The sequence below is a fragment of the Citrobacter europaeus genome, from assembly GCA_020099315.1.
Classification (GTDB): domain Bacteria; phylum Pseudomonadota; class Gammaproteobacteria; order Enterobacterales; family Enterobacteriaceae; genus Citrobacter; species Citrobacter europaeus.
The window spans coordinates 323,890-344,489 of the sequence record CP083650.1 but is presented as its reverse complement, the minus strand read 5'-3'; the positions used below and the strand labels follow the sequence as shown (position 1 = coordinate 344,489).

16 protein-coding genes and 3 tRNA genes are annotated in these 20,600 nt (G+C 53.6%); 4 read left to right on the top strand and 15 right to left on the bottom strand.

Features of this window, described 5'->3' with window-relative positions:
• Positions 1-54: 54 nt before the first annotated feature.
• From LA337_01620 to nnr, 10 genes are all read right to left on the bottom strand, one after another.
• A complete protein-coding gene (locus LA337_01620; protein ID UBI16426.1) occupies positions 55-252 on the bottom strand; it encodes a DUF2065 family protein in 198 nt (65 codons plus the stop codon).
• 82 nt (positions 253-334) lie between these two features.
• Positions 335-1,339 (bottom strand): protease modulator HflC, encoded by a 1,005-nt coding sequence (gene hflC, locus LA337_01615; GenBank protein UBI16425.1) that lies wholly within the window; start codon positions 1,337-1,339, stop codon positions 335-337.
• Between the two features lie 2 nt (positions 1,340-1,341).
• Positions 1,342-2,595 (bottom strand): FtsH protease activity modulator HflK, encoded by a 1,254-nt coding sequence (gene hflK / locus LA337_01610; protein UBI16424.1) that lies wholly within the window; start codon positions 2,593-2,595, stop codon positions 1,342-1,344.
• 187 nt (positions 2,596-2,782) lie between these two features.
• Positions 2,783-4,063: a GTPase HflX gene (gene hflX / locus LA337_01605; GenBank protein UBI16423.1), complete on the bottom strand. Its 1,281-nt coding sequence runs from the start codon at positions 4,061-4,063 to the stop codon at positions 2,783-2,785.
• A 74-nt stretch (positions 4,064-4,137) separates the two neighbouring features.
• Positions 4,138-4,446, bottom strand: coding sequence for an RNA chaperone Hfq (gene hfq, locus LA337_01600; protein UBI16422.1), 309 nt, complete (start codon positions 4,444-4,446; stop codon positions 4,138-4,140).
• An 84-nt stretch (positions 4,447-4,530) separates the two neighbouring features.
• Entirely contained in the window at positions 4,531-5,481 is a 951-nt protein-coding gene (gene miaA, locus LA337_01595) for a tRNA (adenosine(37)-N6)-dimethylallyltransferase MiaA (GenBank protein UBI16421.1), read from the bottom strand.
• Positions 5,474-7,342: a DNA mismatch repair endonuclease MutL gene (mutL, locus tag LA337_01590; protein ID UBI16420.1), complete on the bottom strand. Its 1,869-nt coding sequence runs from the start codon at positions 7,340-7,342 to the stop codon at positions 5,474-5,476. The genes miaA and mutL overlap by 8 nt, the downstream gene beginning before the upstream one ends.
• A gap of 9 nt (positions 7,343-7,351) precedes the next feature.
• A complete protein-coding gene (amiB, locus tag LA337_01585; protein UBI16419.1) occupies positions 7,352-8,683 on the bottom strand; it encodes an N-acetylmuramoyl-L-alanine amidase AmiB in 1,332 nt (443 codons plus the stop codon).
• A gap of 16 nt (positions 8,684-8,699) precedes the next feature.
• Entirely contained in the window at positions 8,700-9,161 is a 462-nt protein-coding gene (gene tsaE, locus LA337_01580) for a tRNA (adenosine(37)-N6)-threonylcarbamoyltransferase complex ATPase subunit type 1 TsaE (GenBank protein ID UBI16418.1), read from the bottom strand.
• Positions 9,133-10,680, bottom strand: coding sequence for a bifunctional ADP-dependent NAD(P)H-hydrate dehydratase/NAD(P)H-hydrate epimerase (gene nnr / locus LA337_01575; GenBank protein ID UBI16417.1), 1,548 nt, complete (start codon positions 10,678-10,680; stop codon positions 9,133-9,135). The genes tsaE and nnr overlap by 29 nt, the downstream gene beginning before the upstream one ends.
• Between nnr and queG the strand changes: the two genes are divergently transcribed.
• Positions 10,679-11,818 carry a tRNA epoxyqueuosine(34) reductase QueG gene (queG, locus tag LA337_01570; GenBank protein ID UBI16416.1) on the top strand — a complete coding sequence of 380 codons (1,140 nt, stop codon included), beginning with the start codon at positions 10,679-10,681 and terminating at the stop codon, positions 11,816-11,818. The genes nnr and queG overlap by 2 nt on opposite strands.
• 270 nt (positions 11,819-12,088) lie before the next feature.
• Here the strand turns inward: queG and LA337_01565 are convergent.
• The 4 genes from LA337_01565 to orn form a co-directional block, all read right to left on the bottom strand.
• Positions 12,089-12,164 (bottom strand) — tRNA-Gly (locus LA337_01565).
• A gap of 156 nt (positions 12,165-12,320) precedes the next feature.
• Positions 12,321-12,396: transfer RNA gene (locus LA337_01560), tRNA-Gly, on the bottom strand.
• Between the two features lie 155 nt (positions 12,397-12,551).
• A tRNA-Gly gene (locus tag LA337_01555) sits at positions 12,552-12,627 on the bottom strand.
• Between the two features lie 241 nt (positions 12,628-12,868).
• Entirely contained in the window at positions 12,869-13,414 is a 546-nt protein-coding gene (orn, locus tag LA337_01550; protein UBI16415.1) for an oligoribonuclease, read from the bottom strand.
• 105 nt (positions 13,415-13,519) lie between these two features.
• Here orn and rsgA point away from each other — a divergent pair, with 105 nt between their 5' ends.
• From rsgA to mscM, 3 genes are all read left to right on the top strand, one after another.
• A complete protein-coding gene (gene rsgA / locus LA337_01545) occupies positions 13,520-14,572 on the top strand; it encodes a small ribosomal subunit biogenesis GTPase RsgA (protein ID UBI16414.1) in 1,053 nt (350 codons plus the stop codon).
• A 93-nt stretch (positions 14,573-14,665) separates the two neighbouring features.
• A complete protein-coding gene (gene asd, locus LA337_01540; protein ID UBI16413.1) occupies positions 14,666-15,634 on the top strand; it encodes an archaetidylserine decarboxylase in 969 nt (322 codons plus the stop codon).
• A 17-nt stretch (positions 15,635-15,651) separates the two neighbouring features.
• Complete coding sequence (gene mscM, locus LA337_01535) at positions 15,652-18,966, top strand: miniconductance mechanosensitive channel MscM (GenBank protein UBI16412.1); 3,315 nt, start codon at positions 15,652-15,654, stop codon at positions 18,964-18,966.
• A 94-nt stretch (positions 18,967-19,060) separates the two neighbouring features.
• Here mscM and yjeM read toward each other — a convergent pair whose 3' ends face one another.
• On the bottom strand, positions 19,061-20,563 hold the full coding sequence (yjeM, locus tag LA337_01530) for a glutamate/gamma-aminobutyrate family transporter YjeM (GenBank protein UBI16411.1): 1,503 nt from the start codon (positions 20,561-20,563) through the stop codon (positions 19,061-19,063).
• Between the last annotated feature and the right edge of the window lie 37 nt (positions 20,564-20,600).

Sequence of the window (20,600 nt, the reverse complement as noted above, 5' to 3'; positions counted from 1 at the left end):
CAGATATACAGCACTTTTTGCATGCGAAAATCCGCAAAATAGGCTACTTATTGATCAGCCAATCGTTTTCCTCAACATGTAGTAGACCACAACGCCCGCAACCACAAGACCTCCACCAAAACGACGCAAAGTATTTTCTGGAAGCTGGGCCATCGCGGAGATCATTTTCTTCCACGCATTGGGGTAAAGCATCGGACCCAGGCCTTCAAGGACCAAAACCAGCGCAAGCGCCAGCAAAATTGTTGAATTCATCCATCGCCCTTAAATAAAAAGAAAACCACCGCATCCCTGGAGATGCCGGTGGTTTTGCTGCTTTAAAACCGCTGGACTGCTCTTAGCGTGTTGCGGTATTCGGTGTCTTCATGTAGCGGAAGAAATCGCTGTCCGGGCTCATGACCATCACGTCCTGGTTGCCTTCGAAGCTCTTCTCGTAAGCACGCAGGCTACGGATGAAGGCGTAGAAGTCAGGATCCTGACTGAACGCATCGGCAAACAGTTTAGCCGCTTCCGCATCGCCTTCACCGCGCATGATGCGGCCTTGACGCTCAGATTCTGCCAGCGTTTTAGTCACTTCATAGTCCGCCGTTGCACGCAGTTTTTCCGCTTCTTCCTGACCTTGTGAACGATGGCGACGCGCTACCGCTTCACGCTCAGCGCGCATACGGTTGTAGATAGCCTCAGATACTTCAGCAGGCAGGTTGATTTGCTTAATACGCACGTCAACCACTTCGATGCCCAATGCCGCCATACTGTTCGGGTTGATGACCGGTACTTTACCGTTCGTTTCAGCCTGAACACGCTCAGCCGCTTCGGCAATCGCGCTATCTGCCGCCGGCGTCGCGACTTCATCTTCCGTGCCCGCAGAACCGGAGTTCAGCGCGTCACGCACTTCCAGGGTCAGACGACCGCGGGAGTCGGTAACGATGTCTTTGACGTCCAGACGACCAATTTCAGAACGCAGACGGTCAGAGAACTTACGTTTCAGCAGGACTTCAGCCTGAGAAACATCGCCACCGCCCGTTGCCAGGTAGTAACGGCTAAAGTCACTGATGCGCCACTTAATGTAGGAGTCAACGATCAGATCTTTCTTCTCTTTGGTAACAAAGCGATCGGCCTGGTTGTCCATGGTCTGAATACGCGCATCCAGCATCTTCACAGATTCAATAAACGGAATCTTGAAGTGCAGGCCTGGTGCAACGACCAGCGGCTTGTTTTCATCGTCACGCAGAACTTTACCAAAGCGCAGAGTAATCCCACGCTCGCCTTCTTTGACCACAAAGACGGACATGAACAGAACTACCAGAACGATGATGATAATCGCAATAACTGACTTACGCATCGTTATTCCCCCTGACGCTGGTAGTCGTTACGCTGCGCGTTCGCGCGGCGTTGGTCCATAATATCGCCCTGACTGGTGGACGAAGTGTTGCTTGCTCCAGAGCCGGAAGTCGTTGCTGGCGGCAAACGCAGCAGGTTTGAACTGCTGTCGCTCTTGGCTGCTGGCGCACTACCGCCTTTCAGCATTTGATCCAGCGGCAGAACCATCAGATTGCTACCCTTATCGTTAACCAGGACTTTGCGGGTATTGCTCAGCACTTTTTCCATGGTTTCGATATACAGACGCTCGCGAGTAATTTGCGGTGCGGCTTTATATTCCGGCAGAATTTTTGCGAAGCGAGCCACTTCACCCTGAGCTTCCAGGATGGTTTGCGTTTTGTAAGCGCGCGCTTCTTCCAGAATACGCTGCGCCTGACCGTTAGCACGCGGCTGAACTTCGTTGGTGTACGCTTCTGCTTCACGGATGTACTGCTGCTCGTTTTCACGTGCGGCAATGGCATCGTCAAACGCGGCTTTTACTTCTTCCGGCGGACGTGCTGCCTGGAAGTTGACGTCCAGCAGAGTGATCCCCATGTTGTACGGGCGGATCGTTTCTTCCAGTTCACGCTGGGTATCGCTACGAATAACGGTACGCCCTTCGGTCAGGATACGGTCCATGGTGTATTTACCGATAACCCCGCGCAGGGCGCTGTCGGTAGCCTGACGCAGACTGTCATCCGCGCTGGTTACGCTAAACAGGTAACGCTGCGGATCGGTCACGCGGTACTGCACGTTCATTTCAACACGCACGACGTTTTCGTCAGAGGTCAACATGACGCCGGATGCGGCAAGTTCACGCACGGCTTCCACGTTGACCGGAGTCACTTCGTCGATAAAGGTCGGTTTCCAGTTCAGACCCGGTTCAACCAAATGGCTGAATTTACCGAAGCGTGTCACCACGCCGCGTTCCGCTTCTTTAATGGTGTAGAAACCGCTGGCCGCCCAGATAATGACAATAGCTGCCGCTGCGATAGTAAAGACTCGACCACCCAGTTGCGGACGCGGACCTTGCGATGAACTACCGCCGCCGGAACCCGTACCTTTACCGCCACCCAGACCACCGAGTTTTTTACTCAGTTTACGGAAAATATCATCCAGATCGGGAGGTCCCTGATCGCGACCGCCTTTGTTTCCATTTCCCTCAGGGTTGCCGCCAGGTTTGCTGCTTCCCCACGGGTCGCGGTCTTGTCCGTTATTACCGGGCTGATTCCACGCCATGTTTGTGCTCCATATTTGTTATGCGATGCTATACCTGCGTCTTTTGCGCTGCAGATGCGTTGGCTATGTTCCTCACTCCCGTCACATAGTTGATTATGCTTCGGGATATTTCAGAACTTGCCGCCTTCCTGCCGCACAAAACCACAAGGAATAGAGGCGAAAAAATCTTCAGGCCATATCCGTCAGGTCAGACAACATAGTCTTCCAGTGCCGGTTCTTGTTTACAGAGGCGACGCCAGTCTACGATCGGCATACGTACTTGCAGACCTACGCTACCGTCTTCCTCCATCCACTCTTTTTCTATTGCCTGAAGTTGGTAAAACCGGCTTCTCAGACGCCCTTCCTGCGGCGGCAAACGCAACGTATGCTGCGCAACCTCACCGGAAAGACGCTCTGTCAAAGCCTGAAAAAGCTGTGGTATGCCAATACCCGTTTGCGCTGAAACCCAAACGCGAATGGGTTTATTCTCTTCATCTCTGTCAATACGCGGTTCAAAATCATCCAGCATATCGATTTTATTCATCACCAGCAGGGTCGGGATCTCGTGTGCATCGATCTCTTCGAGCACCGTGTCGACGGCCTCGATGTTTTCCTGCACACGAAAATCTGCAGCATCAATAACGTGCAGCAGCAATGTCGCCTGACGTGTTTCCTGCAGGGTGGCTTTAAATGCCGCCACCAGGTCGTGCGGCAAATGGCGGATAAACCCTACGGTATCCGCCAGCACGGTTTCACCAACGTCCGCTACGTCTATGCGGCGCAGCGTTGGATCCAGGGTCGCAAACAGCTGGTCCGCTGCGTAAACCCGGGCTTCGGTGATCTGGTTGAACAGGGTGGATTTTCCGGCGTTGGTATATCCCACCAATGATACGGTTGGGACATCCGCTTTCTTGCGCGACTGCCGCCCCTGCTCACGTTGCTTTTCAACTTTTTCCAGGCGCGACTGTATTTGCAAAATGCGATTACGCAGCAAACGACGGTCGGTTTCGAGCTGGGTTTCACCCGGACCGCGCAAACCAATCCCGCCCTTTTGCCTTTCAAGGTGGGTCCAGCCACGGACCAGACGCGTAGCCATATGGCGCAACTGCGCCAGCTCAACCTGCAATTTACCCTCATGGGTGCGCGCACGCTGGGCAAAAATATCTAAAATAAGACCGGTCCTGTCGATAACAAGACACTGGCATAATTGTTCCAGGTTACGTTCCTGGGCGGGGCTTAGAGCATGATCAAAAATCACCACCGCAGCGCCAGTCGCTTTTACGGCTTCGGCAATTTCGATTGCCTTACCTTCACCAACAAAATACTTCGGGTGCGGTGCTTTACGGCTCCCGGTAATCACCTGCATTGCTTCGACACCGGCGGAAGAAACCAGAGATTCAAACTCCTGGAGGTCTTCCATATCTTTGTCTTGCGAAAAATAGATGTGTACCAGTACCGCCTGCTCACCGGCATCATAACGGTCAAACAAGCGTCAACCCCTTAATATATATCAACGGGGAACGCAGGATCGCTGGCTCCCCGTGGGTAAAACAGCTAACAACCTTATTCGGTTTCTTCGCTGTCCTGTTGCGCAGATGAACCTTGCGCGTTGCTACCGTGATGGTAGTTGCTGCCAGTGCCGCCGGTGGCATTATTGCTGTGATGAGAAACCGGGCGAGACGGGACAACAGTAGAAATCGCGTGCTTATAAACCATCTGGCTGACCGTGTTTTTCAACAGGATCACGAACTGATCAAAAGACTCGATTTGACCTTGCAGCTTAATACCATTCACCAAATAAATAGAAACTGGAACACGTTCCCGACGCAGTGCGTTCAGGAACGGATCTTGTAAAGATTGCCCCTTAGCCATTCTCTCTTTTCCTTATATGCTTATTTGTACTTTGAACCTTTCGATTCTGAAAAATTGCGCACGATACGTTTCAATTGTACACATTCAGTTCGCGATAGCACCAACAACCTGTAATACTTCGTTTCGCGCCTGGTCAGGCTTTTCACTGTCAAGCCAGTGCACCCCTTCCCAACCACGCAACCAGGTTACCTGTCGCTTCGCCAACTGCCTCGTGGCGCAAACACCTCTATAAACCATTTCATCGTATGAAATTTCGCCTTCAATGTATGACCACATCTGGCGATACCCTACACAACGAATGGAAGGCAAATCCGTATGCAAATCTCCACGGGCAAAAAGCGCCCGGACTTCTGCTTCAAAACCTGAAGCCAACATCTGATGAAAACGCTGCTCAATTCGCTGATGGAGCAGTTCACGGCTCGCCGGGGCGATTGCAAACTGATGCACCTGATACGGCAAAGCATCTCCTGACGTTTGCGTCAGCTCCGTTAAAGTTTTACCCGAAATGAAAAAAACTTCCAGTGCCCGGGAAAGTCTTTGCGGATCATTTGGATGAATACGCGCCGCAGCCACCGGATCGATTTCCTGAAGCTGTCGGTGTAACGCGTCCCACCCGAGCTCTGCCGCCTGCTGCTCAATTCTGGCCCTGACTTGCGGGTCCGCCGACGGTAACGGCGACAGCCCTTCAAGCAAGGCTTTGAAATATAACATTGTGCCGCCCACCAGCAGCGGGATACGTCCCGCAGCGGTGATATCGGCCATCTCGGCTAACGCATCGCGGCGAAAATCAGCGGCGGAGTACGCTTGCGACGGATCGCGGATATCCAGCAATCGGTGCGGCGCGGCCTGTAATTCATCTGCATCAGGCTTGGCTGTACCGATATCCATCCCCTTGTAAATAAGGGCGGAATCAACGCTTATCAACTCTATGGGCAAAACTTTACGCAATTCAATTGCGAGAGCCGTTTTACCGGAGGCCGTTGGCCCCATCAAAAAAATCGCCTTTGGCAGGCTCGCCTTACGGGTATCACTCATGTTTCAGGGCATTCATTACCGAATGTAAATCAACAGATTGTAACAGACCACCCGGCGGTGCCTTCACGAGTTGTGGGCAGAGCCGCTCAACATCCGCTAACAGCGTAATCGCCTGAGCCATACTCCACTGCGGATGCTCGCTAATCAGGTTACGTGCAATCCACTGTGCAATATTGCCCGGTTCGAATACGGACTGCTGCGCCAGGTAGCCTATCAGTTCAGGAATCAAGATTTGTAAATTTTGTTGGCGTAAGGGTAAAGGCACCGCCCGGATGGTCACATGCTGCGCATCCAGTTGAAATTCAATGCCCAATTCAGCCAGTTGGCTCTGCCCTTTTTGCAGGGCCGCTTTTTCATCAGCGGTCACTTTTAGACGTAAAGGGATCAGCAACGGCTGGGCGCAAACGCCTCCCTCGCCCGGCGTTAACTGCGCCTGACGTAGCCAACGTTCCGCCACTGGTAATGCCAGCAACCGAATCTGGCCATCGCACTCAAGCAACGCGCAGTCCGTACCGACAATCGTTAACACTCGCCCAAAGCCCTGGCCGTTGCCACTCAGAGGTGCCGATGGCGTTTCAGTGGCCGGCGTTTTACGCGGCGGAACCGGCGTCTGCAGCAGTTGCTGATAAATCTCACCCTGCTGCTTTTGATATCCAGGTTGGGCATGAGGCCAACCGGCCCCCGCCTGACGCCCACCACTGCTGCCGCTTCCAGCGCCAGCGGATGCTGAGTACCGCGGTGTCGCAGGTTCACGCGCGGGAGCCGGATCGGCAAAATGGTTACGTCCGGCAGCAACGCGGTTTTCCGGGATGTGCCTTGGGGCGGGCTCGTCGTCGTCAGCCAACGACAGCGGCGTTTCAAGCTGCTGCTGCAGGACGCTCAACACGCCCTGGTAAATAAAATCGTGCACCAGGCGAGATTGATGAAAACGGACCTCATGTTTGGCGGGATGTACGTTAACATCCACCTGATGTGGGTCGATTTCCAGATACAGCACAAAAGCGGGCTGCTGATCGGCCCCCAGCTTATCTTCACAGGCCTGACGGATAGCATGGTTGATCAGGCGGTCGCGCATCATTCGACCATTCACATAGCAATACTGGATTTCCGCCAGCGCCGCCGTCGTATGATTAGGATCGGCCACCCAGCCGCGCAGCGTTAAATCGCCATGCTGCCATTCAATCGCCAGCGCATGTTCCAGAAACGGCGTACCGCAAATCGCGCCCAGTCGGCGCTCTTTCTGCCCATCCGCAGCCACTGCGCGATACTGGCGCACCGCTTTGCCGTTGTGGGACAAATTAATCGTCACATCAAAACGCGCCAGCGCGATGCGGCGGATAATCTCATCGATATGATTAAATTCGGTTTTCTCGGTGCGCATAAACTTGCGCCGTGCCGGGGTGTTGTAGAACAGATCTAACACCTCCAGCGTGGTTCCCACCGGATGCGCGGCAGGTTTGACCGTCACATCCATGTCGCGCCCTTCGGCATAGGCTTGCCAGGCTTCGGGTTGTTCTTGCGTCCGTGACGTCAGGGTTAAACGAGAAACGGAGCTGATACTGGCCAGCGCTTCGCCGCGAAACCCGAGGCTTACGATAGCCTCAAGATCGTCAAGCGAAGAAATTTTACTGGTGGCATGACGCGCCAGAGCCAGCGCCAGCTCGTCTTTTTTAATCCCGCAACCGTTGTCACGAATACGGATAAGCTTCGCGCCGCCGCGCTCAATATCAATATCAATGCGCGTCGCACCGGCATCGATACTGTTTTCCACCAGCTCTTTCACCACTGACGCAGGCCGTTCTACCACCTCGCCTGCGGCAATCTGGTTCGCCAACTGTGGCGGTAGAACCTGAATCGGCATGGCTAATCCTTAATTTGTTAACGTGTTACCAGGTGATACCGCACTAGCGGTTTGCGCCGGTGCGCCCTGCGGCCCGCTTTGCATCGGGTGCGCCTGGAAATAGTTACGCAATCCTTTGTAAATTGCCTCGGCCAGTTGCTGCTGGTAGTCATCACTCGCCAACAGACGCTCTTCGCTGTTGTTACTGATAAAACCGGTTTCGACCAGTACTGACGGGATATCAGGCGAACGTAATACCCCAAGGCTGGCGTGTTCCGGGCGACGCTTATGCATCGAGCCAATACGTTCTAACTGACCGATCATGCTGGTCGCCACATCATACCCGACGCGTTGCGAATGACCGAACTGCAGATCCAGAACGGCCTGGCTGAGATAAGGATCGGACTGGCTGTTTGCCAGCACATCGCCCGCCCCGCCCAACAGCTCCGATTGCTTCTCGTGCTGTTCCAGCCAGCCGGCCATCTCACTGTTTGCCCGACGGTTTGACAATACCCAGACGGAAGCGCCTGTGGCATCCCGGTTTGGCGCGGCATCCGCATGAATAGAGACCAGGAAATTAGCGTTTTGTTTACGCGCGACGTCTGAACGCCCCATCACCGAGATAAAGTAATCACCATCACGGGTGAGTACGCCTTTAAACATCGGATCATCATTGAGCAAACTGCGCAGTTTGCGCGCCACGGCAATCGTGACGTTTTTCTCACGCGTGCCGCCAGGACCAATAGCGCCAGGATCCTGTCCACCGTGACCGGCATCAATAGCGATAACCACTTTTTCGCCGCTACCTGTGCTGGCGCGCGCCGCAGGTCGTGTGGAGGTATTACTGTTGGTCACCACGGTAGTGCGATCGTTTTCCGCTTTAAACGGGTTACGCGCAGGCTCGGCAGGACGCGTGGCGATAACCGGCGCCTCAACACGCTTCGCAACCACTGGCGGTGGAGGCGGCGGCGGTGGCGCATCAGCCTTGATGGTAAACACGACGGTATAATTGCCGCCGTTCTGGCGTTTTACGGCATCGGCTTTGCCATTCTCGGTTAAATCCACCACCAGGCGCAGAGACTGCGCATCCTTTGGCGTGCCGGAACGGATAGATTTCACCAGATTATTGCCGCTAAACAGCAGCGGTAATCCCTGAATCACACCGGTTTGTTTAATATCCAGCGCGACGGTTCGTTTCCCGTCCTGCGAAACGGCGTATTCAGGATCGCCAATAAAGCTCAGCGTAATCCGCGCCTGTTGATCGCCATTAGATACCTGAAGATCGGAGAGGCTGGCAGCCCCTGCCTGCGCGCACAGCAGGACCAGGGTTGCCATCAGCCAGTTTCTGATGCGATAAATCATCCCGCCACCCTTAAGGTTAATCGGCTAAACACGCCAGCAATAAATCACCCGATGAGGAGACTGCGCTTACGCGCGCCTCTCGACCTTGCGCCTGGTATTCAATGTGTATTTCGACGTCCGGGTCTGGCAGTACACCTTTACCTTGTTGCGGCCATTCCACCAGGCAGATGGCATCATTGGCAAAATAATCGCGGATCCCCATAAACTCCAGCTCCTCCGGGTCCGCAAGTCGGTACAGATCGAAGTGATATACCATCAAGTTATCGAGCGAATAGGGTTCAACCAGCGTGTAAGTCGGGCTTTTTACATTACCTTTGTGACCTAACGCTTGCAGGAATCCCCGGCTGAAAGTGGTTTTACCCGCTCCCAGGTCGCCGTACAAATAAATTACCGTCGCGCCATCACAGGCTTTAGCTACCCGCAGTCCCAGGTCTAAAGTCGCCTGCTCATCAGGTAGTGGAATTACTCGATTCATCATGATAAACGTCAATCACATCAGGGTTAACAATACGCTGTAGCGTGGTAAAGAGATCTGTCGCCAGCATACCGCGCGTACCAAAACGCGCCGCCAGTACATCCGCCGCCGCACCGTGCGCAACACATCCCGCACATGCTGCATCATACGGGGTAAGCTTCTGTCCGAGCAATGCGCCAATAATACCGGAAAGCACATCACCCATTCCGCCGCTGGCCATTCCTGCATTGCCGGTATCAATAATACCCAACTCAGCCTGTTCAGCGGCAACAACCGTACCCGCGCCTTTCAGCACCACGACGCCTCCGTACCGTTTTACCAGACGTTGTGCACAAAGTAAGCGATCGTCTTCAATTTCTGCAATGGAACAGCCCAGCAGTCGCGCGGCTTCACCCGGATGCGGCGTGATCACGCGATTGTGACGTTTATCGGGATTGATTGCCAGCAGGTTCAGCGCATCCGCATCCCAGAGCATCGGTTTGCGAAAATTCTCGACCTTTTGCAGCGCTTTTTTACCCCACTCCTGCTGACCAAGCCCAGGCCCTATCACCACAACATCCGCCCAAGCCATGCTCTCTTCCAGAGTCTGCGGCGTCAGCGCATCAACCATCAGTTCCGGCCTGGCAGTCAGAATAGGCGCAATGTTTTCACTGCGGGTCAGCACTTTGACCAGCCCGGCTCCTGCACGCAGCGCCGCTTCACCGGCCATGCGTATTGCGCCTGCCGTACCGTGGTCACCGCCGATAATCACCAGCCGACCGTGGGAGCCTTTGTGCGAGGTGGGTCGACGCGGCGTTAGCCAGTGCGCAAGCTGTTGAGCATCAAAACGCTGCAGCGGCGCGTTCTGCCCCGCCAGCCAGTCATCCAGCCCGAGTGCGTTAACATGCAGGCATCCGGTGACATCGCGCGCTTTACCCGTTAGCAGACCTGGCTTGAGCGCAATAAAGGTGACGGTGTGCGCAGCGTTGATGACCGCTCCCGGCGTCGCCCCTGTTTGCGCCAGCAGACCGGATGGAATGTCTATCGCCACAACAGGAGCAGGATGACTATTGGCACGCTCGATCACTGCCGAAAGGGACTCTCGCGGCGCATGTTTTAAGCCAGTGCCTGACAGCGCATCAATAATGACGTCCACGCTATCTGGCCAGCTGATATCTACAGCATGAATGACGCCACCGGCGTTAAGCCAGGCGTCCTGGGCCTGCTGCGCCTCCCCGGGGAGCGGTTTATCGCTCTCCTGCGCCAGCAACGTAACATCAAGACCCTGCGCTTTGGCAAGCCTTGCCACTACGTATCCATCTCCGCCGTTGTTGCCATGACCACACAACACCAGCCAGTTTCGGGCGTTCGGATATGCCTCGCGGGTGACCTGAAACGCCGCCTCTCCCGCCCGTTGCATCAGTTCGTACAACGTCAGCCCTAAACTGTCTGCCGCCTCTCGCTCCATCCGCCTGATGTCATCGGCGTGCCAGATGGAGTGTGGTATACTTGCGGGGTTTTTCTTCATTGTATGGTCCGTCATGTCAGAGCCCCTCGATCTCAATCAGTTAGCGCAAAATATTAAGCAGTGGGGGCTGGAGCTTGGCTTTCAGCAGGTCGGTATTGCCGATACCGACCTCAGCGAAGCGGAACCCAAACTGCAGGCCTGGCTGGATAAACACTATCACGGCGAGATGGACTGGATGGCCCGTCACGGCATGATGCGCGCCCGACCTCACGAATTATTGCCCGGTACGCTACGAGTTATCAGCGTACGTATGAACTATCTTCCTGCCAAAGCGGCCTTTGCCAGTACGTTGAAAAACCCTTCGCTGGGTTACGTCAGCCGTTATGCGCTTGGCCGCGACTATCACAAGCTGCTGCGTAACCGCTTAAAAAAGCTGGGGGAGATGATTCAACAGCACTGCGTTTCGCTGAATTTTAGACCTTTTGTCGATTCTGCGCCCATTCTTGAGCGCCCGTTAGCGGAAAAAGCCGGGCTTGGCTGGACAGGTAAGCACTCACTTATCCTCAATCGTGAAGCCGGATCATTTTTCTTCCTCGGGGAATTACTGATCGATTTACCCTTGCCGGTCGACCAACCAGTAGAAGAAGGATGCGGGAAATGCGTCGCCTGCATGACCATCTGTCCCACCGGGGCCATCGTTGAACCCTACACGGTGGATGCGCGCCGCTGTATCTCTTATCTCACGATCGAACTGGAAGGTGCGATCCCGGAAGAATTTCGTCCCTTGATGGGGAATCGAATTTACGGCTGCGATGATTGCCAGCTTATTTGCCCGTGGAATCGCTATTCGCAGTTGACGGCAGAGGATGACTTCAGCCCGCGCAAGCAGCTTCATGCTCCAGAGTTAATAGAGCTGTTTAGCTGGAGCGAAGCGTGGTTTTTAAAAGTCACAGAGGGGTCTGCCATTCGTCGTATTGGCCACCTGCGTTGGCTGCGAAATATCGCCGTTGCGTTGGGTAATGCCCCCTGGGATGACGCTGTTATTCACGCGCTGGAAAGTCGCAGAGGTGAGTACACACTTCTCGACGAACACATAGACTGGGCGGTTGCTCAGCAAATCGAGAAGCGAAATGCCTGCGTAGTTGAGGTGCAGTTACCGAAGAAACAACGTTTGGTCAGGGTCATTGAAAAGGGTCTGCCGCGCGACGCTTAAGTCATCCACAGCTTGTGTATAAAAATAAAAACACATTGATATTCAAGAGGGAAAAAATCGTCAAGTGATCGCATTAACAATTTGAAATGATAATTAAACCAATAATTTCAAGCAGTTAAAATGATACTATTCACCCATCGAAGTTTTTTGCATTCCAGGAATAATACCCGAACCTGTGGATAAGTCTGTTTACAAGAGTATGTCAATGACAAAACAAAACGTCCCCAACGCGATTATTCGTTGTGGATATTTTTTATCGAGGTAAGAATTTGGAGCGGGAAACGAGACTCGAACTCGCGACCCCGACCTTGGCAAGGTCGTGCTCTACCAACTGAGCTATTCCCGCATAATCTTCGTCTTTCGAACCGCTACTGCGTTGGCTGCCTTCATTCGCCTGAGTCACTTACTTCAGTAAGCTCCTGAGGTCTCATTCAGTTGCCGCCTTGTCGCAATTCGAAATTCTGCGATTGGTGGTCTGTGCTTAATAAGCACTTTCAAATTTTGGAGCGGGAAACGAGACTCGAACTCGCGACCCCGACCTTGGCAAGGTCGTGCTCTACCAACTGAGCTATTCCCGCATAATCTTCGTCTTTCGAACCGCTACTGCGTTGGCTGCCTTCATTCGCCTGAGTCACTCACTTCAGTAAGCTCCTGAGTCTCATTCAGTTGCCGCCTTGTCGCAATTCGAAATCCTGCGATTGGTGGTCTGTGCTTAACAAGCACTTTCAAATTTTGGAGCGGGAAACGAGACTCGAACTCGCGACCCCGACCTTGGCAAGGTCGTGCTCTACCAACTGAGCTATTCCCGCAAATCTGTACTGCTTTTGTTGCTGCCGTAACGCGTAATTCTCTGTCGTTACGGGAGGCGCATTATACGAGAAATCCGTTTAGCTGCAACCCCCCTAAAAGCGATTTTCTTGTTTTTTCGTTTAAGTGCTGAATTTATCGGCAAGTCGTTTAATTTAGCGACAATCCTGACTTAGTGCAAGCTCGCAGGAACGATTTTCGTAGGCCGGGTAAGGCGCAGCCGCCACCCGGCAATCCACAAAATCAAAGCTTAATAAAATGTTCGCGATAGTAAGCAAGCTCAGCAACAGATTCACGAATGTCGTCCATCGCCTGATGCGTTCCCTGCTTGGTGAAGCCAGCCAGGATCTCCGGCTTCCAACGACGCGCCAGTTCTTTGAGCGTACTAACGTCAAGATAGCGATAATGGAAATACGCCTCCAGCTCCGGCATGTATTTAAACAGGAAACGACGATCCTGACCGATGCTGTTGCCACAGATGGGTGATTTCCCTTCCGGAACCCACTCTTTCAAAAAAGCCAGCGTGGCCAGTTCAGCTTCACGATCGCCCATGGTGCTCGCCTTCACGCGATCCACCAGCCCGCTACCGGTATGCGTACGTACGTTCCAGTCATCCATTAATGCCAACTGTTCGTCTGACTGGTGCACCGCAATTGTCGGTCCTTCAGCCAGAATATTCAGGTTGGCATCGGTCACCAGCGTGGCGATCTCAATAATGCGATCGCGCTCGGGATCCAGACCTGTCATTTCCAGATCGATCCAAATCAGGTTGTTTTCATTGGCACTCATGCTATTTTCCACCCTTCAGCGTCACATTCAGTGTGACTACATTGATCTAAAATTGTGTGTATCATAAATGTTTTGCCCATCATGGGCGACCAGGAGCCAGTCCGATTGAGTAAGAATAAACTCTCCAAAGGCCAACAGCGCCGTGTGAACGCCAATCACCAGCGTCGTCTGAAAACGTCCGCGGAGAAGCCAGACTACGACGACAACCTGTTTGGCGAAACCGCTGAAGGCATCGTTATCAGCCGTTTTGGCATGCATGCCGACGTAGAATCTGCTGACGGTGAGATTCACCGCTGCAACATCCGCAGAACAATTCGCTCGCTGGTTACCGGCGATCGCGTCGTCTGGCGCCCGGGTAAAGCGGCAGCAGAAGGCGTGAATGTCAAAGGCATCGTTGAGGCAGTACACGAACGTACCTCGGTTCTGACACGCCCCGACTTTTACGACGGGGTAAAACCCATCGCCGCCAACATCAACCAGATCGTTATTGTCTCAGCCATCTTACCCGAGCTGTCACTCAATATTATCGACCGGTATCTGGTAGCCTGCGAAACGCTACACGTCGAACCGATTATCGTACTGAATAAAATCGATCTGCTGGATGACGAAGGCATGGCTTTCGTTAACGAACAGATGGATATCTATCGCAACATTGGCTATCGCGTGTTGATGGTATCAAGCCGCACTAAAGACGGCCTGAAGCCGCTTGAAGAAGCATTAACCGATCGTATCAGCATTTTTGCTGGTCAGTCGGGCGTGGGTAAATCGAGCCTGCTCAATAATCTTCTCGGCCTGCAGGAAGAGATCCTGACCAACGATGTCTCCGACAACTCCGGCCTTGGACAGCACACCACCACGGCATCTCGCCTGTATCACTTCCCGCACGGCGGCGACGTTATCGACTCCCCTGGCGTACGTGAGTTCGGGCTGTGGCATCTGGAACCGGAACAAATCACGCATGGCTTTGTCGAATTCCATGACTACCTGGGCCATTGCAAATACCGCGACTGCAAGCATGATACCGATCCAGGCTGCGCTATCCGTGAGGCGGTAGAAAAAGGGACCATTGCCGAAACCCGGTTTGAAAATTATCACCGCATCCTGGAAAGCATGGCGCAGGTAAAAACGCGTAAAAACTTTTCTGATACAGACAACTGACAACTAAGCTAAGCATCGCTAGAATCGTCCCCCCTTTTTTCAGGATCCGGCCCGTATGCCGGATCGGGAACAAATTATGGCCTGGAGGCTACCTTGTTAAACTCATTTAAGCTTTCGCTACAATACATTCTGCCGAAACTATGGCTCACTCGCCTGGCGGGTTGGGGTGCGAGCAAACGAGCGGGATGGCTGACTAAACTGGTTATCGATCTGTTCGTGAAATACTACAAGGTCGATATGAAAGAGGCGCAAAAGCCGGACACCGCCAGCTATCGCACCTTTAACGACTTCTTTGTTCGCCCGCTGCGCGACGACGTTCGCCCGATTAACACCGATCCAAACGTACTGGTCATGCCCGCTGACGGCGTGATTAACCAGTTAGGCAACATCGAAGAAGACAAGCTTCTGCAGGCTAAAGGGCACAGCTATACCCTTGAAGCCCTGCTGGCTGGCAACTACCAGATGGCGGACAAATTCCGCAACGGTACGTTTGTAACCACTTACTTGTCTCCACGCGATTACCACCGTGTACATATGCCGTGTAACGGTATCCTGCGTGAAATGATGTACGTGCCAGGCGATCTCTTCTCTGTAAACATCCTGACTGCGCAAAACGTTCCGAACCTGTTTGCACGCAATGAACGCGTAATCTGCCTGTTTGATACCGAATTTGGCCCGATGGTGCAGATTCTGGTCGGTGCGACCATCGTCGGCAGTATTGAAACCGCATGGGCTGGCACCATTACCCCACCGCGTGAAGGCGTCATCAAACGCTGGACCTGGCCGGAAGGCGAAAGCGAAGGGTCGGTGGCACTGTTGAAAGGTCAGGAAATGGGCCGCTTTAAGCTCGGTTCAACCGTCATCAACCTGTTCGCACCTGGCAAAGTTAATCTGGTTGAGCAGTTGCAGGACCTTTCAGTAACGAAAATCGGTCAGCCAATGGCCATCTCAACCGAGACTTTCGTGACGCCAGAGGCAGAACCGGCCCCGCTGGCGAAAGAAGAGATCGAAGCAGAACACGACGCCAGCCCGCTGGTTGACGACAAAAAAGACGAAAGTTAAACATAGGAATCGCTGCTGTGCGCCTGATTATCACGTTTCTGATGGCCTGGTGCCTCAGCCTGGGGGCGTACGCTGCGACGGCCCCCGATGCCAAACAACTCACCCAGGAACTGGAGCAGGCAAAGGCGGCAAAACCCGCTCAGCCAGAAACCGTCGAGGCGCTCCAGTCCGCGCTGAATGCCCTTGAGGAGCGTAAAGGCTCTCTTGAGCGTGCCCAGCAATATCAGCAGGTTATTGATAACTTCCCCAAGCTGTCCGCAACATTACGCGCGCAGCTTAGCAACCTGCGCGATGAACCGCGCAATGTGCCAACCGGACTCACTACCGATGCGTTAAACCAGGAGATCCTGCAGGTCAGCAGCCAACTGTTGGAAAAAAGTCGTCAGGCCCAACAGGAGCAGGACCGCGCCCGGGAAATCGCCGACTCATTAAGCCAACTTCCTCAACAGCAAACCGATGCCCGCCGCCAGCTAAATGAGCTTGAGCGACGCATTGGTACCGCCAACGGTAACTCCGCGCAAAATCAGGCGATGCAGGCTGAATCCGCCAAACTCAAAGCCCAGGTCGATGAGCTGGAGCTGGCGCAGCTTTCCGCCAATAACCGCCAGGAGCTGGCGCGTATGCGTTCCGAACTGGCAGAAAAACAGAGTCAACAACTCGACGCTTACCTGCAGGCATTACGCAACCAACTTAACAGTCAGCGTCAGCGTGAAGCAGAGCGAGCGCTGGAAAGCACCGAACTGCTGGCGGAAAACAGCGCGGGACTGCCGGAAGGTATTGTCGATCAGTTCAAGGTTAACCGCGAGCTGTCTCAGGCCTTGAACCAGCAGGCGCAACGTATGGACCTGGTCGCCTCTCAGCAGCGTCAGGCTGCCAGCCAAACGCTGCAGGTCCGCCAGGCCTTGAATACGCTGCGAGAGCAGTCTCAGTGGCTTGGGGTCTCAAATATGCTGGGTGAAGCGCTACGAGCGCAGGTATCCCGTTTACCGGAAATGCCTAAGCCTCAGCAGTTGGATACCGAAATGGCGCAGCTTCGCGTACACCGCATGCGCTATGAGGACCTCCTCAACAAACAGCCGCAACTGCGTCAGATTCATCAGGCCGATGGACAACCGCTGACCGCTGAACAGAGCAGCATTCTCAACGCCCAGCTACGCACCCAGCGTGAACTGCTGAACTCTTTGTTACAGGGCGGCGATACGTTGATCCTTGAGCTGACCAAGCTCAAAGTCTCCAACAGCCAACTGGAAGATGCGCTAAAAGAGGTCAATGAAGCAACGCACCGCTATCTGTTCTGGACGTCAGACGTTAGCCCTATCTCGCTCTCCTGGCCTGTCGACATCGTTCAGGATCTACGGCGTCTGATCTCATTAGATACGTTTAATCAGTTAGGTAAAGCCAGCATCATGATGCTGACCAGCAAGGAAACGCTGCTACCTCTATTCGGTGCGCTGGTGCTGGTTGGATTTAGCCTCTACTCTCGCAAACACTTTACCCGTTTTCTGGAGCGCTCATCAGCGCGGGTCGGGAAAGTCACCCAGGACCATTTCTGGCTGACAATACGCACAGTGTTCTGGTCGATACTCGTCGCCTCGCCCTTGCCGGTACTGTGGGCAACGCTCGGTTACGGACTGCAGGAAGCCTGGCCTTATCCGTTGGCTGTTGCTATCGGCGATGGCGTAACCGCCACGGTGCCCATGCTGTGGGCGGTAATGATTTGCGCCACCTTTGCGCGCCCCAACGGTTTGTTCATTGCCCATTTTGGCTGGCCGCGGAACCGCGTCGCGAAAGCCATGCACTACTACCTTATGAGCATCGGGCTGATTGTCCCGTTGATCATGGCGGTGATTATGTTTGATAACCTCAATGACCGGGAATTCTCCGCCTCATTGGGACGTCTGTGCTTTATTCTGATTTGCGGTGCGTTGGCGGTCGTGACCCTGAGCCTGAAACGCGCCGGGATACCGCTATACCTCGATAAAGAGGGCAACAGCGATAATATGGTCAACAGCATGCTGTGGAATATGCTGATGGGCGCGCCGCTGATTGCTATTCTCGCCGCAGCAGTGGGTTATCTCGCCACGTCACAAGCCTTACTGGCGCGTCTGGAAACGTCCGTGGCGATTTGGTTCTTATTACTGGTGGTGTATCACGTCATCCGCCGCTGGATGCTCATTCAGCGCCGCCGCCTGGCGTTTGACCGCGCTAAGCATCGACGCGCCGAAATGCTGGCGCAGCGCGCGCGGGGTGAGGAAGAACCACCGCATTCCACCAGCCTTGAAGGCGCGATTGATGTTGATGAAAGCGAAGTGGATTTGGATGCGATCAGCGCGCAATCGTTGCGCCTGGTGCGCTCTATCCTGATGCTTATCGCCCTGCTCTCGGTCATTGTGCTGTGGTCAGAAATTCATTCCGCTTTCGGCTTTCTGGAAAACATTTCGTTGTGGGATGTCACCTCCACGGTGCAGGGTGTGGAAAGCCTGGAGCCGATAACGCTGGGTGCGGTGCTCATCGCAATACTGGTATTTATTATCACCACCCAGCTAGTGCGCAACCTGCCCGCACTGCTGGAGCTGGCGCTGCTGCAACATCTGGATTTAACCCCCGGCACCGGTTACGCCATCACCACCATCACAAAGTATCTGCTGATGCTGATTGGCGGTCTGGTTGGCTTCTCGATGATCGGTATTGAATGGTCCAAACTGCAATGGCTGGTAGCGGCTCTCGGTGTTGGTCTGGGCTTTGGTTTGCAGGAGATCTTCGCCAACTTTATTTCCGGCCTGATTATCCTGTTTGAAAAACCAATCCGCATTGGCGACACGGTGACGATTCGCGATCTTACCGGTAGCGTGACGAAAATTAATACCCGCGCCACTACCATCAGCGACTGGGACCGCAAAGAGATCATCGTGCCCAATAAGGCCTTTATCACCGAGCAGTTCATCAACTGGTCGCTGTCCGATTCGGTCACCCGTGTGGTATTAACCATCCCGGCGCCGTCGGAGGCTAACAGCGAGGAGGTTACGCAGATCTTGCTGACTGCCGCACACCGTTGCTCGCTGGTTATCGATAATCCGGCGCCAGAAGTCTTCCTGGTTGACCTGCAGCAAGGGATTCAAATCTTCGAACTGCGTATTTATGCCGCTGAAATGGGGCATCGCATGCCGCTGCGCCACGAGATCCACCAACTGATTCTGGCTGGCTTCCGCGAGCACGGTATTGATATGCCGTTCCCACCGTTCCAGATGCGTCTGGAGAGCCTCGGCGGTAAGCAAACAGGGAGAACATTAAGTTCTGCGGGCAGAGGCAGTCGCCCGGCGGGAAGTTTGTAGCGCATGATCCTGGCAAGAAATGCCAGATGGCGACCCGTTGGGTCTTATCCGGCCTACGAAGATGCCTCTTTGTCGGCCGGATTAGGCAGGTCGTTTATTCCACCGCCCACTCAGGATTGTTGGCCGTGCGGCGGCTATAGTTCTGATAAATCGCCATCGCCAGCAGCGAGAAGAAGATCGGGCCGCCGGTCATCCACAATGCGCTGTTCCAGTCCCCAGCTTCAATCACCGGCTGGATGATGGTGAACACGTTGGCAAACGTCACCACCAGTACGACCACGCCGGTTGCCAGTAACGTCGCTGCCCGGGTTTTAAAGACCACAAACGGTCTTTCCAAACCCACACGGGCTTTAAAGAACGGAAACGCCAGCGCGAGGAACAGATACGGCAGCGTCATCGAGACGTTCGCCATCAGGGTCAGTTTGTTATAGAACGCTGAAGCCGTATCGCCGCCAAACGAAACCAGCAGAATAAACAGGCTCACCAGCAGGCACTGCAACCACATTGCCGTCGTCGGCATCCCCACCGCATTCAGTTTGGTCATCGGCGCGGGCCACAGCGCCTTTGGCGTTCCCTGAATAATCGCTTTCAACGGCGAGTAGCTGAGCGTGAAAAAAGCGCCGGTATAGGCGAGGAACATAGAAAGCCCGGTGATACGCGCGAACCACACGCCCATCGCCATCGCAGTTTCAGGGGAAAGATGCAGCGCGTTACCTAACGTCATCCCGAGGCTTTTCATCAGGATATAGGTAATATTCCCGAGGTTAACCGAGCTATTGCTTAATACCTGCTGCCAGTTGGTGCTAACGCCCCATAAAAATATAGCCAGTGAATAACCGACAGAAATGACAATAGCGGCAAAGACAATTCCTTTCGCAAAGTTCTTTTCTGGCTTTTCTGTTTTATCAACTAATCCACCCACGGCTTCTATTCCGCCGTAAGCAAAAATGGCAAACACAACAAATGACAACATTGCCAGCCCGGACTGATATCCTGGGTTAGGCGAAGAGATAAAATTAATATCCTGTGCAAAGTGGCCACCAGTTAATAACAAAATGGCGACACTAACTAACAACAGAACTAAATTAAGACACATTACGGCAATTCCGCCTACAGCCGTAATACGAGCAATCTTATTAATTCCCCGGGATGCCACGCAGGTCACCAGAATCATCCAGCCGACGGCAAGCAGCCCCACGACCTGCGTAGGCTCAAGCCCCGCGATACGCCAGTGTTGCGTCATGTCTGCGCCAAATAAGAAGGTTGAAAAAGGTACCCAGACTTTCGCCGCGGTACTTACCATCCATATCACATAGGAAGAAAACCACATAAACGTGCCGATAAATGCATAGCGTGGCCCAACGCTATTATTCATCCACGAATAGATTCCGCCCTCTTCTTTGCGATAGGCCGATCCCATTTCCGCCATCATTAAAGCAAATGGGATAAAGAATAATAATGCAGAAAATATATACCACGGAATCGCGCTATACCCCATTAAATAGAACGCGGAGGGGCTATTAGCAAAACCGAAAACAGACGTAAATATCATGAGGATGAGACCAATCAGGCTCATCTTTTTTATTGTTTGGGTCATCAAACCATCCCTTACTCTGGCAAGCGTTTAACAAACG

Bases quoted from the DNA above. Each gene is read 5' to 3' on its own strand.
- tsaE (UBI16418.1), bottom strand. From the start codon at position 9,161: ATGATGAATCGAGTAATTCCACTACCTGATGAGCAGGCGACTTTAGAC.
- hflC (UBI16425.1), bottom strand. From the start codon at position 1,339: ATGCGTAAGTCAGTTATTGCGATTATCATCATCGTTCTGGTAGTTCTG.
- miaA (UBI16421.1), bottom strand. From the start codon at position 5,481: ATGAGTGATACCCGTAAGGCGAGCCTGCCAAAGGCGATTTTTTTGATG.
- hflK (UBI16424.1), bottom strand. From the start codon at position 2,595: ATGGCGTGGAATCAGCCCGGTAATAACGGACAAGACCGCGACCCGTGG.
- queG (UBI16416.1), top strand. From the start codon at position 10,679: ATGTCAGAGCCCCTCGATCTCAATCAGTTAGCGCAAAATATTAAGCAG.
- hfq (UBI16422.1), bottom strand. From the start codon at position 4,446: ATGGCTAAGGGGCAATCTTTACAAGATCCGTTCCTGAACGCACTGCGT.
- yjeM (UBI16411.1), bottom strand. From the start codon at position 20,563: ATGACCCAAACAATAAAAAAGATGAGCCTGATTGGTCTCATCCTCATG.
- amiB (UBI16419.1), bottom strand. From the start codon at position 8,683: ATGATTTATCGCATCAGAAACTGGCTGATGGCAACCCTGGTCCTGCTG.
- nnr (UBI16417.1), bottom strand. From the start codon at position 10,680: ATGACGGACCATACAATGAAGAAAAACCCCGCAAGTATACCACACTCC.
- orn (UBI16415.1), bottom strand. From the start codon at position 13,414: ATGAGTGCCAATGAAAACAACCTGATTTGGATCGATCTGGAAATGACA.
- mutL (UBI16420.1), bottom strand. From the start codon at position 7,342: ATGCCGATTCAGGTTCTACCGCCACAGTTGGCGAACCAGATTGCCGCA.
- LA337_01620 (UBI16426.1), bottom strand. From the start codon at position 252: ATGAATTCAACAATTTTGCTGGCGCTTGCGCTGGTTTTGGTCCTTGAA.